This is a genomic window from Streptococcus sp. AS14, assembly GCF_000286495.1.
Lineage (GTDB): Bacteria > Bacillota > Bacilli > Lactobacillales > Streptococcaceae > Streptococcus > Streptococcus sanguinis_P.
In genome coordinates this window covers 57,651-72,793 of the sequence record NZ_ALKI01000001.1, presented here as the reverse complement: position 1 = coordinate 72,793, position 15,143 = coordinate 57,651, and the positions used below count along the sequence as shown (strand labels likewise).

Sequence of the window (15,143 nt, the reverse complement as noted above, 5' to 3'; positions counted from 1 at the left end):
ATACAAACTAAAAGAGTAAGAATGAAAAATTCTTACTCTTTTCTTATTCTCTCATCAAAGCTTACTTTGCCAAAGCCCCCATAGGATCCCACGGAGCTAGGACAAGAGGCTCTGCTTCATAAGCAGCTAATTCTGCGGCTGTCAGAAACTCCTTTCGGACGACGATTTGATAGGTATACTCGTCCATCCAAGCGTCAGAGGCTACGAAATAGCCCTTGTTACCAACCTTTTCTCCCCAGGAGTTTTCGACCTTCCATTTCTTGGCTTTTCCATTTTCATCCAAGTCCACCCCTGTCAAAACCATTGCATGGGTCATCAGACTTTCGCTATAGTCCAAACGGCCAGCCTTATCCTGAGTCAGTCGGATATCCATGCTAGCAGTGAAATCGTGCATCCCTTCAGCCATAACACCTGCCTTACGATTGCTAGACTGACCAACATCCGAGCCAAACCAAACGGTCTCGCCAGCCTTCATTTGCGCAATTGCCAGCTCTTTTAGTCGATCCATTTCAACATTCAAATAACGGACTGGCTTACTGCCAACGACATTTCCCAACATCTCGACTGTATAGGACCGACCATAAGGCTTGTCTGCAGTCGGCGCATTGATGATAGAGACATAGTCATCTAGCTTAAGATCGACATATTTTTGATAGAAAGTCAGAGGTGTCAATCCGCTCTCGCTGTGGAAATGATTGTCCTTATCTCGATAAGAAAAGTCAAACTGGCGAGGTGGCAAGCCTAAATTCATAGCTAGGAAGTTAAAGACTTCTTGGAGAAGTTCTTCTTTCTTGGCCTGAAGTTCTGACGATTCTGCCCCTTTCTCTCTTAATTCTCGTAAAATCTGCGCATCTTGACGCAGGAGTTTATTGAGAATCTGATTGAGTTCACGGCTATTGCTGGATGAGATAGACTCCGGGTAGACTGACTTGGGCACGACACCATATTTTTCAAAGAGGGAAACAACCATATCCCACTGACCGCCATCCTGCTGTGGCGTATCTAAGAGAAACTTGACCTTACGGCTGGTCAATTCTTGGTCAGCTGTCGCAATCACCTGCTCCAAGAACCAGTTGGATTTTTCATATTTATCCCAAAAGAAGGTATGGGCCTGAGATAGCTCAAAATCTTCCAATTGGAAACCAGCAATCATCTTGTGGCGGAAGGTATTAAGAGCTGCAAACATCCAACAGCGTCCTGAAGCTTTCTGGTCACTGACCTTGTCCTTAGTGAGATCCAGTGAAAAGATAGGTGTATTTTCCACGGCAGCGCTTCGCTTCTCCAAGGATGTCAAGAGACCATTGTGGCTGATGGCATTTTCCATTGCTGCAAACTTGGAATTGGCCTCATAAGCAGCATACAGCTTATCTGTAAAATCTTGTTCTAACGAATGCATAGAACCCTCCTTGTCATTATACATCTATTATAGAACTTTAAAAAAGGAGTGCAAGTAAAAAGGCTGGACAAAAGAGCCCTAGCCTTTTTCTAAATCAGATCTTAGGATTCCATAGACGGAAAAATCTTTGACTCGTCCTTTATGAAATACAGCCTGACGGAAAGTTCCTTCGTAGCTCATGCCAGCTTTGGCCATGACACGTCCCGAAGCTGGATTGGCTGTTACAAATCTTGCTGTGACACGATTGAATCCTGCGTCTTGCAAGAGATAGATTAAAACAGCTTTCAAAGCTTCTGTCATCAGCCCCTGCTCCCAATAGTCTTTACTTAAAATATAACCGACTTCGCAAGCATTAACTACTTCATCTCTATCCACCACACTAATATCGCCAATCACTTGTTCAGGATTTTCTTTCAGGCAGATGGTCCACTTGTAAAAATCCATGTTTTGATAATTCTCAACCCAGCGAGCAATAGACTGTTGGGTGACTTCAGGACTCTCGTGAGCATCCCATGTCACATGCAGCAAATTATCCGGACGAGAAGCCCAGTTGTCATACATAGCTTGAGCATCCGATTCCAGAAAAGGTCTTAGTAAAAGACGTTTGGTTTCAATGGACTGTGTACCTATCTTTTTCATAGCTTCCTCATTTCTTGGCTCGGACTAAAAAGGTTCGATAGAGATTTTCACTTCCAAAATTCATCAAAAACTGTAATCGGCAAATGCCGTTTGTGCTGTCCCTTATGCCACCAAGATTCGATAGTTTCTTGGGCTTGGGCTGAAACGGACTTGCCTTCGAGGTAGTCATCAATTTCATTGTAAGTCACGCCCAGAGCGACTTCATCCGCAATCCCAGGTTTTTCCTCTTCCAAATCAGCCGTCGGCACCTTTTCATAGAGAGCCGGATCTGCTCCTAAAGCGGCCAAAAGCTGCTTACCTTGTCGTTTATTGAGGCGGTAAAGCGGTAAGATATCTGCTCCGCCATCCCCAAACTTGGTGAAAAAGGCGGTGACATTTTCTGCAGCATGATCGGTCCCAATGACAGCCCCACTGTACGAACCAGCCAAAGCATACTGGGAAATCATACGGCTGCGGGCCTTAATATTGCCCTTGTTAAAATCAGAGACTTTAGCACCCGTTGCCTCCACAGCCTTTGTCATGGCATCAGCAGATTCCTTGATATTAACTGTCAGACTGACATCAGGCTGGATAAAAGCCAGAGCCTTTTGGGCATCATCTTCATCTGCCTGAACACCATAAGGCAGGCGAACGGCAATAAAGCGGTAGCTATCATCTCCAGTCTCAGCCCGCATTTCCTCTACAGCCATCTGAGCCAAGCGACCAGCCAAAGTTGAGTCCTGACCACCAGAAATTCCCAGAACATAACTTTTCAAAAAAGGGTGCTTCCTCAGATAGGCCTTGAGAAAGTCCACCGACTTGCGGATTTCTTCCTCCGGGTCAATGTTTGGTTTGACGCCCAGTTGAGCGATAATTTCTTCTTGTAGACTCATTTTTCTGCTCCTGTCTGGTAGGCTTTCTTGCGCATCTGGTCAATCAAGTCCATCTTATCCTGCCAAATATCTCTAGCCAGGTCAACAGGATAATCCTGTGGATTGAGAACTCGCTTGTACTCATCCCAAAGTTTATCAAATTCCTTACGGGCATAGGCTTGAATCTCGGTCAGGCTCGGCTGATCATAGACCAAATTCCCCTCTTGGAAAATATCCACCAAAAGCGGTACGGCATCAAAATTTTTGACCGTTTTATTGATGTAGGTATAGGTCGGATGGAACATTTCCAGCTCTTCCAAGCCATTGACATCAAGGCCGTCATAGGTAATGTAGTCTCCCTCAGACTTCCCTTTTTCGCGGCTAGTAATGCGCCAAACTTGCTTCTTACCTGGAGTAGAAACTTTTTCGGCATTATTGGACAGCTTGATGGTATTGCGTAATTCTCCATTCTCATCTTCAATAGCAACAATCTTATAAACTGCTCCTAAAGCCGGCTGATCATAGGCCGTAATGAGCTTGGTTCCCACACCCCAGACATCTATCTTGGCCTTTTGCATTTTCAAGTTGAGAATGGTATTTTCATCCAGATCATTGGACGCATAGATCTTAGCATCTGGGAAGCCAGCTTCATCTAATTGCTGCCGAACTTTCTTAGAAATATAAGCAAGGTCTCCCGAATCAATGCGGACACCCAGAAACTTAATCTTGTCTCCTAGCTCACGCGCCACCCGAATGGCTGCCGGAACACCCAAACGCAATGTATCGTAAGTGTCTACTAAGAATACACAATCATGATGAGTCTCAGCGTAAGCTTTAAAGGCTTCATAATCATTTCCATAGACTTGAACAAGGGCATGAGCATGCGTTCCCAAGACTGGAATATCAAAGAGCTTGCCAGCCCGGACGTTACTGGTACCGTTCGCTCCGCCAATCACAGCAGCACGAGTTCCCCAGATAGCTGCATCCATTTCCTGGGCTCGGCGCGTACCGAACTCCATCAGGGGCTCATCTTCGATAACAGAGCGGATACGAGCTGCCTTGGTGGCAATCAGGGTTTGAAAATTAACGATATTGAGCAGGGCAGTCTCAACCAGCTGACACTGAGCTAGAGGGCCTTCCACCTGCACGATTGGCTCATTGGCAAAAACCAAATCACCTTCCTGAACAGATCTTACTGTCAAGCTCATCTTGAGATTTCGCAAATAATCCAGAAACTCTCCATGATAGCCCAAGGTTTGCAAATAATCTAAATCGCTCTGGCTGAACGTCAGATTATTGAGATAGGAAATAATTCTTTCTAAGCCCGCAAAGACAGCGTAGCCGTTATTAAAAGGATTCTTACGGAAAAAAACTTCAAAAACTGCATGCTTGTTGTGAATATTTTGCTTGAAATAAACCTGCATCATGTTGATTTGGTACAAATCAGTGTGCAGCGTTAAACTATCATCTGGGTACATCTTCTTGCTCCTTTATGCTAGATACCTTATATTATATCATAATTCCAAAAAAGCTAAGCAAATCCTGTCAACTCACTTGAATAGACACACTTGCTTAGCTTATATTTTTATGCTTGCTCTGTAAGGTATTTGTAGGCTTCCTGACTGGCAATGGCACCATCGCCAACAGCTGTCGTAATCTGGCGCAGGTCTTTCTGGCGAACATCACCAACAGCGTAGATGCCAGCTACAGATGTCTTCATCTGATGATCCGTCAGAATCCAGCCAGCCTCATCAGTGATGCCCAAGTCCGCAGCAAATTCACTAACTGGATCTAGGCCAACATAGATAAAGATACCGCCAAACTCTGCCTGACTAACCTCACCTGTCTTGACATTCTTGAAAGTTACACCAGTCACCTTACGTTCATCACCATGGATACTTTCCACCACAGAATCCCAGACAAAGCGAATCTTTTCGTTGGCAAAGGCGCGATCCTGCAGCACCTTTTGTGCTCGTAGCTCATCACGACGGTGAACAATGGTCACACTTTTTGCAAAGCGCGTCAGGAAAATAGCTTCCTCTACCGCTGAGTCGCCACCACCGACAACCAGCAGGTCTTCATCACGGAAAAATGCGCCATCACAGACCGCGCAGTAAGAAACCCCGCGGCTGTTGTAGTCTTCCTCGCCAGGAACCCCCAGATGACGATGATTGGCACCAGAAGCAATGATGACTGTTTTAGCTTCAAAACGCTCATCCTCTGTGATGATTTCCTTGAAATCACCTCGGTCTTCAATTTTTTCTACTAGGCCAAATAAATGTTCAACCCCTAGATTCTCAAGAGGCTCAAACATTTTCTCTGCTAGCTCAGGACCGCTGATATTAGCATAGCCTGGATAGTTTTCAATGTCAGCTGTATTGTTCATCTGACCGCCAGGAATACCACGCTCCAGCAGGGCAACTTTTAGGTTACTGCGGGCTGCATAGAGGGCAGCTGTCATGCCGGCAGGCCCAGCTCCAATAATAATTGTATCGTACATAACTCTTCTTTCTCCTTGTTGTAACTAGAATTATTCTAACAACTTTTCTACAGTTTTACAAGCATTTAAGCTTTTAGGACAATGAGCAGGCCCAACGTCGCAAAAGACAGGACTGGAATCGTCATAATGACAATCAGAAGGACATCGTACAGATGACTCTGGCGCTCCTTAGCCGTCTTGTCCTTGCGGCGAATCATCCGCAGTCCAATCCATAAACCCGCAATGATCCCTACACCGACTGCAGTATAAATCAGACTCTCGATATAAAGTGCAAATATTTGATCTAACATGTCAACTCCTCAAAGGTCAATCAGCCTCGTAGTGCAAAGAAAGGTAACAACTCCAAATCTAACCGTCAGCATAAAACACCAACTAGATAAGAAAGTCTGCTCCACAGTATGCTAAGACTGAAAACAAACTCAGCTGGTCTAGCCAACTGAGCCTTCACTGTCTCTATTATATCAAATATAGGTCCGTTTGTAACTAGCAAAAAATTCCTTGGTTCTTTCTTCCTTTGGATGATGAATAATTTCATCTGGTGTCCCAGACTCTATGATTTTCCCCTTGTCCAAAAAGAGTACTCTATCCGCAACCTGAGCGACAAAGGACATATCATGACTGACCAGAATCATTGTTTGGCCAGACTTGGCTGCATCAGCGATCGATTTCTCTACTTCTCCGACCAACTCAGGATCCAAGGCTGAGGTCGGCTCGTCTAGCAAAAGAACATCTGGCTTCATAGCTAAAGCCCTTGCCAAAGCCACCCGCTGCTTCTGACCGCCTGACAGATGTCTAGGATAGTGATTTTCTCGGTCTGACAAGCCAACCTTTGCTAACTCTTCCTTGGCTAGCTTAGTCGCTTCTTGGTCTGACAATTTCTTAACTACCAGTAGACCTTCCTTGACATTTTCCAGAGCCGTCCGACGGGAAAAGAGGTTAAACTGCTGAAAAACCATGGCTAGCTTGCGGCGCAGCAGCAAAATCTCATCTTTGGAAATCCTTGAAAAATCCACTTTGAAGCCGTCAATAGTAATCTTTCCGCTATCAGGCTGTTCCAGATAGTTGAGACTGCGGAGAAAGGTTGATTTCCCAGCACCCGAAGAGCCAATCAAAGCTACCACTTCGCCTTTTTGAATGTCCAAACTGAGATCATCCAGAACCTTTTGACCTGAAAAAGTCTTACTTAAATGTGAAATATTAATCATCAGATTCCTTCTCCTTCTGCTTGCTGAAGCGATTCAAATTTATCCGGCTGCTTGATATCCATCATCTTTTCGATCCAGCGGCCAAGTTGCTCAATGAGAATATTGACTGCCCAATAAATCAGCGACACCGAGATAAAACGCTCAAAGTAACGGTAATCTGCCCCCGCGATAGCCTGTGCCTTGGCAAAAATTTCCACTACACCAGCACTAAAAGCCAGAGATGTTCCCTTGGTCAAGCCAATCAGGGAATTAATCAGACTAGGTGTCGCGACTACTGCTGCATTGGGGATAATGACACGCATATAAACCTGCTTGTTGGTCATTCCTAAGCTGCGAGCAGCCTCGATTTCTCCCGGATCTACGGACAAAATTGCTGCCCGGATGGTCTCACTGGCATAAGCCGCTTCGTTGAAAGCAAAGGCAACAATCGCAAAGACAGACGCTGGAATCTCGTTGATATTAAAGCTTGTCCCATACTTCTGATTGATAGCCTTGAGCAATAAAGGAATCCCAAAATAGGTCAGCATGAGCTGGACCAGCAGAGGCGTTCCTCTCAGAAAACTGACAAAGAAAGCCTGAATCGGATACAGGACTTTAACCCGATTAATCTTGACGATAGCAAAAACCATGGCAAGCAGAATACCAAAGACTGCACCACCCGCTGTCAAGAGAAGGGTGATTGGTAGATTTTGCAAAATGCCAGGAATAGCCTCAAAAACAGCCCTTAAACTAAATAATTTACCATCTGGAATGAACTTGAGGATCTCCTCATACCAACCAGTTGTCAGAAGATAAGTTGTAACCACTATTATTACTTCCTTTTCTTGATAATGAAATATTTTAACACAATTCTGGAACAAAACAAAGAATTTGCTTCGCTTTTACTGTCTTTTAGCAGTCAAAACATGAGTAGCTAATGCAAATCTCGTGTTCCTAAATATCAAATAAGCCACACTAAGCCCAATATAAAAATAGACTAGTTTCACTAGTCTATCATATCTATCTCACAAAGACTAATATATTTTTCTTATCACAGCGATAAGAAAAGTATATCACTAAAAGCTTTGGCGCTTAGCCTTACGCTCTGCCCGGCCACGTGCACGATTCTCTGCTCGCTTGGTCTTGCGGCGCTTCTCGTTCACTGCCCACTGGATTTTTTTCTTGTAGCCTGGTTTGATTTTTTTCTTTTTCTTCTTGACCAGCCCCAGCATTTCCGTATCCAGCTTCTCCCGACTCTTTTCCCGATTGGTCCGACGGTCTCGGTCGTAGGTATCCTGGAACTCGTCATCTTTTATCATCTTGGGAGTGAATTTGATCCCCATCTTTTCCAGCTCCCGAATATCTGAGTCGTCGCTCGGCTGGTAGAGAGTAATGGCTGTACCAGGAAGACCATTACGGCCGGTTCGGCCTACCCTATGGACAAAGAAAGACAAGTCCTGAGGAATGGCATCGTTGATAACATGGCTGACACCTTCGATATCAATCCCCCGCGCAGCCAAGTCAGTAGCGACAATATACTCAAAATCCAGATTCTTGACCTGATTCATGATGCGCTTGCGCTCCCGCGGAGCAATATCGCCATGAATTTTAGCAACTTTGAGCCCTTGAGCTGTCAGATAGCTGTGTAGCTCATCTGCCCTCATCTTGGTATTGACAAAAATCATAGCCAGATAAGGCTGCAGGAGCTGACTGATTTGATAAATCTGGGCATTCTTGTCTCGCCCCTTGGTTGACAGAAGCCAGTTTTCAATGGTGTCCGCAATGACCGTCTTGGTCTTAATCTGCTCAATCACTGGATTAGACAGGTATTTTTTCAAAAAAGGTTGGAGCTTCTGCGGAATGGTCGCTGAGAAAACGAGAAACTGCAGGTCTTTAGGCAACCGGCCTGCAATCTTATCAACCGTCGCCAAAAAGCCCATGTCCAGTGTCATATCTGCCTCGTCAACGACAAAGGTCTTGGCCTTGTGAATAGCCAAATCGCCTGACTCTACCAAGTCATAAATCCGACCAGGCGTTCCGATGACGATATGAGGCTGACTGGACTCTAACTTTCCAATCTGACGAGCCTTGTCTGTCCCACCAACATAATTGGCCACCCGAATCTCTCTTTCAGAAAAGCTAGCTAACTGCCGAGCGGCCTGATAAATCTGCGCTGCCAGCTCCCGACTTGGGGCTGTAATAACAGCCTGCACGCTGTCTGCTTCCTCATCCAGCATTTGAAAGATCGGCAGCAAAAACGTATGGGTCTTACCAGAGCCTGTCTTGGACTCCCCAACCAAATCCCGACCTGACAATACGACTGGAATCAGCTTCTCTTGGACTGGAGTCGCTTCAACGAAGTTCAAATCCCTGAGCGCTTCTTGAATATAATCTTTAAACTTAAATTCTGTAAATTTCATCTTGTCCTCTATTCTATTATCCTAACTATTATACCAAAAAAATAACCATCCTGCTTACCCTCAAATCTAAGAAGCAGAAAAGCGAGCCAGAGACTCGCTTCTTGCTATAGATATAGGATAGCTAGGGTCAAAAGACTGCCCACGATACCGATTCCCCAGAAGAAGAAATCGACCTTCCACTCGCTCCACTCCTTGCCGTGGCCAGTTAGGCCTCCCAGCTCAAAGTGGTGATGAACCGGGGTCATCCGGAAAATCCGCTTGCCACCAGTCAGCTTGAAGTAGGTCACCTGCATCATGACCGAGGTCGTCTCAAACACATAGACGATTCCAATCAAGAGCAGGGTCCACTCTTGGTGAAGGGAAATAGAGATAGCAGCCAGCATACCGCCCAAAGCCAGACTTCCTACATCTCCCATGAAGATTTTAGCAGGCTTATGGTTGAAAACAAAGAAGCCTAGCAAGCCACCAATCATACTGATGATGACAATCAAAATATCAAAACGCTTCTGCTCAACAGCAATCACAGCATAGGCCACCAAGCTAATGACCACCGAAATGCTGGCCAAACCATCAATTCCATCCGTCAGATTGACAGCATTGGAGAAGCCAATCAGCCAAAAAAGGACGAAAAAGACATAGAGGAAGCCTATCTGGACAGGAACGGTGAAGATATTCAGCTGGTCACCTGCACCGTGCTGATTATAAAAGAAGTAAAAGACAACTCCACCGACTAGCTGCAGAAACAGTTTCTGCTTGGGATTAAGACCCTCGTTGATCTTACGAAACACCTTAAGGAAATCATCCAAAAAGCCGACAACGCCATACAGGACCAAGATAAAAAGAATCATGATGAGGCCGTTGGACAGCTGATGCGAAAACAGACCGATAACAAAGCTGGCCAGAACAGATGTCAAAAGAAAGACAGTACCACCCATGGTTGGTGTTCCGGCCTTGGCCTGATGCTGCTTAACATCTTCGTGCATCTGTTGGCCTGTGATACGAGCCTTATGGTAAAAACGAATAAAGGCAGGAATGCCGATGATAGTTAGGATAAAAGTTACGATTCCTGCAATAAGAGCAATAAGCATATTAGTCTCCCATTGTAATTGTTATTTTCTTGAGTTTTTTCAGCGAAGTATTGGTCTTCTCGCTCTGCTTGACGACCTTGGAGCCCTCTCCTTTGAAAGTGACTTCGATGTCCTGCCACTTGGCAAAACGTTCGACATTGGCCTTGGTCCAGCCGTACATATCAGGCAGACTGTCTAAATCATCTGACAAGATCAAAACCTGCTGGTTGGCCTTAAGATTTTTACCTTCTTTGACAGATACTTTTTTAATCTTGCCACCTGTTCCCAGCACAATTGGTTGGACGAGGTTGCGGCGCAATTCATCTGCCAGACCGCCAGGACTGACTTGATGTTTCAGACCTAGTTGCTTGGTCAGTTCTTCCAGTGATGGCATTTTATAACTGGTTTCTTCAGTGACTGTTTCAAGAGCCGGAGTCGCTTCCGTTGTCAGATTAAGGCTGTCTTTGAGAGCGACTGCTTCTTCCAAGACCGGATTGACCACTTCCTGCCAGAATATTGGCTGGAATTTTTCCTCAGGCTGCTGAACTGTCACATACATGATAAAATCTGGATCCTCGGCAGGCGTCATGACTACAATGGAGTTGATATTGTTATTTTCTCCATCCAAATACCCGTTAGCCGTCGCAATTTGGGCTGTCCCCGATTTAACAGCAACATTTTGTCCAGCTACTTGGATAATGGGACCATCCGATGAATAGAGGGTACCAAATTGAGGATCAGTCCCTACCGTAATCATGTAATTACGGGTCTGTTGGGCAACCGAAGCGGGTACTGGATTGCCGACAATCTCTCTTTGTGATTTACGAGCAGTTTCATGCTTGCCGTCGTAAATCGCACTGATAAATTTAGGCTCCAACATTTCCCCATCATTTGCAATGGCAGAAAATGCACGCAACATCTGCGTTTGGGTCACCGAAATCCCTTGACCGAAAGAAGACATGGCTTGAGTGACATAGTTATCTCCTGGTAGGCCTCCAAAACCTTCGTCTCCCATTCCAAAACGTGTAGGAAGTCCGAACTTAAAGAGTTTGAGGTAATTCATCCAGACAGCATTTCCCATCTTCTGTTCTAGCTTGGTCATCCCAATGTTACTTGAAAAGGCAAAAGCTTGGGCAATATTCATATAGCGACCTTCAGACAGTCCCATATTGACATCCCAGTCACGGATGGTCGCATCTTTTACCTGTAGTTCGTTACTGTAGTATACCTCATTATAGGCTGGGAAGGTCCCATGATCAATCGCCGAAGCTAATAACATTACCTTCATGGTTGAACCAGGTTCATATTGATCTTGATAAAGAATCGTGTTCCAGGTTCTCAGATTCTTAATATCCAAGCCTTCTTTGGTATCTGCATTATAGGTTGGACGTTGCGTCGTTGCAAGGATTTCCCCTGTTTTGGCACTGACCAGGGTCGCACTGACATATTTACCTTTCACCTTTTCTTGGAAGACATCCATACGCGTTTCGAGATAGGTTTGAAGTTCCGCAGAAAGGGTTGTGTAGACATCCTTGCCATCCTCTGCCTGTACAGAGACCTTTTCCGACCCAGGGACAACATTACCATTTCGGTCTTTTTCGTAGGTCACAATTCCATTCTGACCAGCAAGAATCCTATCCAGTGCCTGCTCCATGCCAGAAGTCCCTTTTAGCGTCTTATTACCTTCCTTATCCTCCTGCAGCTGGGCAAGACCGATAAACTGGGAGGCAAAGACACCGTTACTATAACTGCGGTTGGGACTAGTAGTAAAGTCAATCCCTTCAATACCAGCAGCTTCAAAGGCTTCCCGCATGGCATTCATATTACTGTAGGTAATGCCATTGCCCTGGGCCCCGAAGGAAACCTGCTTGAGATTTTTCTGAGACAGCTGGGTTTTGACGTAGTCCTTATCCAGCTCTAGGTATTGATTGAAAATCTCTGCCACCTTATCGTACTGGGATTCTTCTACATAGAGAATCTTGCCGGTAGCTGACTTGTAACTCTTGTCAATAATGGCATAAACATTATAAGTCGTGGCATCCTCTGCAATGGGAACTCCATTTCGGTCATAAATCGTTCCACGCCGGGCAGCGACTGTGACAGTCTTTTGATGGACCACTTCTGCTCCCTTTGATAAATTAACACCGAACTTCTGGTCTGTCCCGATAATAATGGCAAAATTAATCAAGAAAACGAAAAAGAGAAAGATAGCTAAGATGCTCATGCTCTTTCCCACTTGCCGCCGATTGTATTCAGGGGTTTGCCTATTTTTCAGGGCGTATTTTTTAATTCTTTCAAAAATTCTATTCTTCATCCGTTGAACTCACCGTTTTACGATTTCCCTTCTGGAGTTTCATATCCTGAGAGCTGGCCAGCTGGGACAGCCTTTCATAGCGGGTCAGTTCATTGACTTCCTGCTTGATGTCGGCCAGTTCTGTCTGCTCCGCCTCAATCTGCGTATTGACTTCCGTCAAATCCCGGTCCACCTGCAATAGCTTGGTCTTCATAAAGACGATGCTGACCGCTAAAATAATGGCAGTCAAAACGATGGAGCCGTAAAAGGCCTTCTCAACTCGGGAAAATTTTCGCATCTGATCTTGAAGCGGGTTTGGTCTTTTTTCTGACATTTCTTCCTCACTTGTGTATCTTACGGGCCACGCGCAGCTTGGCGGAATGAGCCCGGTTATTGCTTTCTAATTCTTCTTTGCTTGGTAAAATTGGTTTGCGGCTGACCAGCTCCAGCTTAGGCTGCAGTTCATCTGGGATGAAGGGCAGGCCCTTAGGAACATCTACTGTTGACGCCTCCTTGAAAAGCTGCTTGGTCAGACGGTCTTCCAGCGAATGAAAAGTAATGACCGCAATCCGGCCGTCCACCGCTAGCAGATCAATGGCCTGCTGAATAGACTCATCCGCTGCGCCCAATTCATCATTGACTTCAATCCGAATAGCTTGAAAAATCTGCTTGGCCGGGTGGCCTTTCTTCTTCAGCTCCTTAGCTGGCTTAGCTGACTTGATAATTTCAGCCAATTCTGTCGTTGTTTCAATAGGCTTGATACTTCTAGCCTGCTCAATCTTGCGGGCAATCTGCTTAGAAAACTTATCTTCGCCGTATTTAAAAAAGATTCGTACCAAATCCTGATAGCTATAATGATTGACAACCTCAAAAGCTGTCAAGGCTGCATCGCGGTTCATGCGCATATCCAAAGGCGCATCCTGTTTATAGGAAAAACCACGCTCACGCTGATCCAGCTGAGGGCTGGAAACGCCTAAATCATAACAAATCCCATCAATTTCTTCTACACCGGCTTCTTGCAAACGGCTCTTGAGGTGGCGGAAATTGTCCTTGATAAAGGTCACCATCCCCCGCTCTACATAAGGAGCCAAGCGCTTTTTAGCATTGTCAATAGCCGTCTGGTCCTGATCAAAGGCATAGAGATGCCCTTCGTCTCCGAGCTGACTCAAAAGATATTCGCTGTGACCAGCACCGCCAAGGGTCGCATCGACATAGATGCCGTCAGGCTTAACCGCCAGCTGGTCAACCGTTTCATGAAGAAGAACCGTAATGTGATGAAATTCGTTTGTCATATCTTACTTATTATATCACATTCAAAAGCAAAAAAAAATTTAAAAGAAAAAGTAAGCGGATGAAATCCTTTTTTAAATTTTTTGTCAGATATACTTGACACTTTTTCCAAAAAGTATTATACTAGCATAAAATAAAAGTCAAATATAACTGACAAACTTACTGGAAGTTATCAGTTATAGAATTAGAAAGGAAGGGTGTAATGAATCGTGTCAAAGAATTTCGAAAAGAAAAAAAGATGTCTCAGCTAGAGTTGGCCAAGTCTATCGGGGTATCGCGGCAAACTATCAATATGATTGAAAACAACAAATACAACCCCACCCTCGAGCTCTGTATCAATCTGGCTAGAGCGCTGGATACTGACCTCAACGCCCTCTTTTGGGAGCCCCAGCTGACAGATGAAGAGTCAAATGACTAAGAATTCTTCCCTGCAGCAACATTCATACCTAAAGAAAGGAAACAAACATGAAAAAAGAAACATTCTCAGACAAGATGATTAAACGATTTTACGGCATTACCGGACCTTTGGACGAGCAAAAGCGCCAACAGGCTGAGCATCTAGGAAATATAGGCTTCATTTGGCTTTTCTTTATTCTGATTTTTGGCAATGCCATCGCCTTTCCCCTAGCCTTTCGCTGGCCCAAAATTATCGCTGTTGCCTATCCTATCCTGCTGGAAATCCTTATCCTCGGCTTCTGTGTCTATATAGTCATTCAAGCACGGCGCAAAGGAATTGATGACCTAGAGCTAGGACTTCAGGATGAAAAAGAAGAAAAAGCTATGAAACATGCTGGTCTCAAAGCAGGTTTCTCCTATTGGCTGCTCTTTTACCCTCTCTTCGGCATCATGATAGCTGTCATGGAAAAGAAAGATATCCTACAAATTTTACTTCAACCTAAACTCATTATAACAGGATTAGCTGCAGGCCTTGGATTTGGACTGATTATGCATTTCATTGCCAAAGGAAAGATTCGTCAAGCACAAAAAAAGGAGGAAGAAGACCTATGAGACTCAATCTCAAAGAAAAAATGGATCTAGGCATTCTGTCCCTCATTATTGCCATCGCTGTTTATTTCTTTTTCCGTATTACAGAGCCTTGGATTTTCTGGCTGGATGTAGCAATCATCGTTAGCTGCATCTATGTAGCCCTCCGCATTTTGAAAAAACATAAACAAGAATAAAAGAATCCCTCGACAGGAACTTTCTAGCTTCCTAGCGAGGGATTCTTTTATATTACTTTAAGACTCTGGGACATCCAGACTACGGCCGTGAAGGCCTTTCTCGCGCTGAATTTGACGCAACTTCTCAGGTGTCACATCATTGCCATCCTCATCAACAATCTTGATGCCTTCGATGTGATGGCGAACAGAACGACGGTAGCCTTCGATGTACTCTTCACGAAGCTTGGCTTGTTCCACTTTTTCCTCAGCAGTTAGACCTTCTGTTTTTTTCTTCTTAGCCAGTTCATTAATACGGGCAATTTTTTTAGGATCCATGATTCTA

General features: G+C 44.8%; 17 protein-coding genes. 3 read left to right on the top strand and 14 right to left on the bottom strand.

Annotated features, from left to right (window positions below; translation table 11 throughout):
• Window positions 1–61: 61 nt before the first annotated feature.
• The 13 genes from pepC to rsmH all read right to left on the bottom strand — a co-directional run bounded on the left by pepC (window position 62) and on the right by rsmH (window position 13,642).
• Complete coding sequence (gene pepC, locus HMPREF1150_RS10650; RefSeq protein ID WP_009659021.1) at window positions 62–1,396, bottom strand: aminopeptidase C; 1,335 nt, start codon at window positions 1,394–1,396, stop codon at window positions 62–64.
• 78 nt (window positions 1,397–1,474) lie between these two features.
• Window positions 1,475–2,035, bottom strand: a complete 561-nt coding sequence (locus tag HMPREF1150_RS10655) for a GNAT family N-acetyltransferase (protein ID WP_009659038.1) — start codon at window positions 2,033–2,035, stop codon at window positions 1,475–1,477.
• 47 nt (window positions 2,036–2,082) lie between these two features.
• The gene (gene nadE / locus HMPREF1150_RS10660) at window positions 2,083–2,907 is read right to left on the bottom strand and encodes an ammonia-dependent NAD(+) synthetase (protein ID WP_009659054.1); all 825 of its coding nucleotides are present in this window, start codon (window positions 2,905–2,907) and stop codon (window positions 2,083–2,085) included.
• Window positions 2,904–4,364 carry a nicotinate phosphoribosyltransferase gene (locus tag HMPREF1150_RS10665; RefSeq protein ID WP_009659050.1) on the bottom strand — a complete coding sequence of 487 codons (1,461 nt, stop codon included), beginning with the start codon at window positions 4,362–4,364 and terminating at the stop codon, window positions 2,904–2,906. The genes nadE and HMPREF1150_RS10665 overlap by 4 nt, the downstream gene beginning before the upstream one ends.
• A gap of 107 nt (window positions 4,365–4,471) precedes the next feature.
• Window positions 4,472–5,386, bottom strand: a complete 915-nt coding sequence (gene trxB / locus HMPREF1150_RS10670) for a thioredoxin-disulfide reductase (protein WP_002926539.1) — start codon at window positions 5,384–5,386, stop codon at window positions 4,472–4,474.
• Between the two features lie 65 nt (window positions 5,387–5,451).
• Window positions 5,452–5,676, bottom strand: coding sequence for a DUF4059 family protein (locus HMPREF1150_RS10675; protein ID WP_002896945.1), 225 nt, complete (start codon window positions 5,674–5,676; stop codon window positions 5,452–5,454).
• 171 nt (window positions 5,677–5,847) lie between these two features.
• Complete coding sequence (locus tag HMPREF1150_RS10680) at window positions 5,848–6,591, bottom strand: amino acid ABC transporter ATP-binding protein (RefSeq protein WP_009659004.1); 744 nt, start codon at window positions 6,589–6,591, stop codon at window positions 5,848–5,850.
• Entirely contained in the window at window positions 6,591–7,400 is an 810-nt protein-coding gene (locus HMPREF1150_RS10685) for an amino acid ABC transporter permease (protein WP_312023384.1), read from the bottom strand. The genes HMPREF1150_RS10680 and HMPREF1150_RS10685 overlap by 1 nt, the downstream gene beginning before the upstream one ends.
• Before the next feature lie 246 nt (window positions 7,401–7,646).
• Window positions 7,647–8,990: a DEAD/DEAH box helicase gene (locus tag HMPREF1150_RS10690; protein ID WP_009659060.1), complete on the bottom strand. Its 1,344-nt coding sequence runs from the start codon at window positions 8,988–8,990 to the stop codon at window positions 7,647–7,649.
• A gap of 104 nt (window positions 8,991–9,094) precedes the next feature.
• Window positions 9,095–10,078 carry a phospho-N-acetylmuramoyl-pentapeptide-transferase gene (gene mraY / locus HMPREF1150_RS10695; protein WP_002911286.1) on the bottom strand — a complete coding sequence of 328 codons (984 nt, stop codon included), beginning with the start codon at window positions 10,076–10,078 and terminating at the stop codon, window positions 9,095–9,097.
• Window position 10,079: 1 nt separating this feature from the next.
• Window positions 10,080–12,371, bottom strand: a complete 2,292-nt coding sequence (gene pbp2X / locus HMPREF1150_RS10700) for a penicillin-binding protein PBP2X (protein ID WP_009659030.1) — start codon at window positions 12,369–12,371, stop codon at window positions 10,080–10,082.
• Window positions 12,361–12,684 (bottom strand): cell division protein FtsL, encoded by a 324-nt coding sequence (gene ftsL / locus HMPREF1150_RS10705; RefSeq protein ID WP_009659000.1) that lies wholly within the window; start codon window positions 12,682–12,684, stop codon window positions 12,361–12,363. The genes pbp2X and ftsL overlap by 11 nt, the downstream gene beginning before the upstream one ends.
• A gap of 7 nt (window positions 12,685–12,691) precedes the next feature.
• Window positions 12,692–13,642 (bottom strand): 16S rRNA (cytosine(1402)-N(4))-methyltransferase RsmH, encoded by a 951-nt coding sequence (gene rsmH, locus HMPREF1150_RS10710; protein ID WP_009659053.1) that lies wholly within the window; start codon window positions 13,640–13,642, stop codon window positions 12,692–12,694.
• 200 nt (window positions 13,643–13,842) lie between these two features.
• Between rsmH and HMPREF1150_RS10715 the strand changes: the two genes are divergently transcribed.
• The 3 genes from HMPREF1150_RS10715 to HMPREF1150_RS11440 are packed head-to-tail and all read left to right on the top strand — an operon-like array spanning window position 13,843 to window position 14,821.
• Window positions 13,843–14,058, top strand: coding sequence for a helix-turn-helix transcriptional regulator (locus tag HMPREF1150_RS10715; protein WP_009659010.1), 216 nt, complete (start codon window positions 13,843–13,845; stop codon window positions 14,056–14,058).
• Between the two features lie 47 nt (window positions 14,059–14,105).
• Window positions 14,106–14,648 (top strand): DUF3278 domain-containing protein, encoded by a 543-nt coding sequence (locus tag HMPREF1150_RS10720; RefSeq protein ID WP_009659023.1) that lies wholly within the window; start codon window positions 14,106–14,108, stop codon window positions 14,646–14,648.
• Complete coding sequence (locus HMPREF1150_RS11440) at window positions 14,645–14,821, top strand: hypothetical protein (protein WP_009659056.1); 177 nt, start codon at window positions 14,645–14,647, stop codon at window positions 14,819–14,821. The genes HMPREF1150_RS10720 and HMPREF1150_RS11440 overlap by 4 nt, the downstream gene beginning before the upstream one ends.
• 57 nt (window positions 14,822–14,878) lie before the next feature.
• Here HMPREF1150_RS11440 and HMPREF1150_RS10730 read toward each other — a convergent pair whose 3' ends face one another.
• Window positions 14,879–15,136, bottom strand: a complete 258-nt coding sequence (locus tag HMPREF1150_RS10730) for a DUF896 family protein (protein ID WP_009659009.1) — start codon at window positions 15,134–15,136, stop codon at window positions 14,879–14,881.
• Window positions 15,137–15,143: the final 7 nt, after the last annotated feature.

Coding starts and splice junctions, on each gene's coding strand:
- pepC (WP_009659021.1), bottom strand. CDS start 1,396: ATGCATTCGTTAGAACAAGATTTTACAGATAAGCTGTATGCTGCTTAT.
- HMPREF1150_RS10655 (WP_009659038.1), bottom strand. CDS start 2,035: ATGAAAAAGATAGGTACACAGTCCATTGAAACCAAACGTCTTTTACTA.
- nadE (WP_009659054.1), bottom strand. CDS start 2,907: ATGAGTCTACAAGAAGAAATTATCGCTCAACTGGGCGTCAAACCAAAC.
- HMPREF1150_RS10665 (WP_009659050.1), bottom strand. CDS start 4,364: ATGTACCCAGATGATAGTTTAACGCTGCACACTGATTTGTACCAAATC.
- trxB (WP_002926539.1), bottom strand. CDS start 5,386: ATGTACGATACAATTATTATTGGAGCTGGGCCTGCCGGCATGACAGCT.
- HMPREF1150_RS10675 (WP_002896945.1), bottom strand. CDS start 5,676: ATGTTAGATCAAATATTTGCACTTTATATCGAGAGTCTGATTTATACT.
- HMPREF1150_RS10680 (WP_009659004.1), bottom strand. CDS start 6,591: ATGATTAATATTTCACATTTAAGTAAGACTTTTTCAGGTCAAAAGGTT.
- HMPREF1150_RS10690 (WP_009659060.1), bottom strand. CDS start 8,990: ATGAAATTTACAGAATTTAAGTTTAAAGATTATATTCAAGAAGCGCTC.
- mraY (WP_002911286.1), bottom strand. CDS start 10,078: ATGCTTATTGCTCTTATTGCAGGAATCGTAACTTTTATCCTAACTATC.
- pbp2X (WP_009659030.1), bottom strand. CDS start 12,371: ATGAAGAATAGAATTTTTGAAAGAATTAAAAAATACGCCCTGAAAAAT.
- ftsL (WP_009659000.1), bottom strand. CDS start 12,684: ATGTCAGAAAAAAGACCAAACCCGCTTCAAGATCAGATGCGAAAATTT.
- rsmH (WP_009659053.1), bottom strand. CDS start 13,642: ATGACAAACGAATTTCATCACATTACGGTTCTTCTTCATGAAACGGTT.
- HMPREF1150_RS10715 (WP_009659010.1), top strand. CDS start 13,843: ATGAATCGTGTCAAAGAATTTCGAAAAGAAAAAAAGATGTCTCAGCTA.
- HMPREF1150_RS10720 (WP_009659023.1), top strand. CDS start 14,106: ATGAAAAAAGAAACATTCTCAGACAAGATGATTAAACGATTTTACGGC.
- HMPREF1150_RS11440 (WP_009659056.1), top strand. CDS start 14,645: ATGAGACTCAATCTCAAAGAAAAAATGGATCTAGGCATTCTGTCCCTC.
- HMPREF1150_RS10730 (WP_009659009.1), bottom strand. CDS start 15,136: ATGGATCCTAAAAAAATTGCCCGTATTAATGAACTGGCTAAGAAGAAA.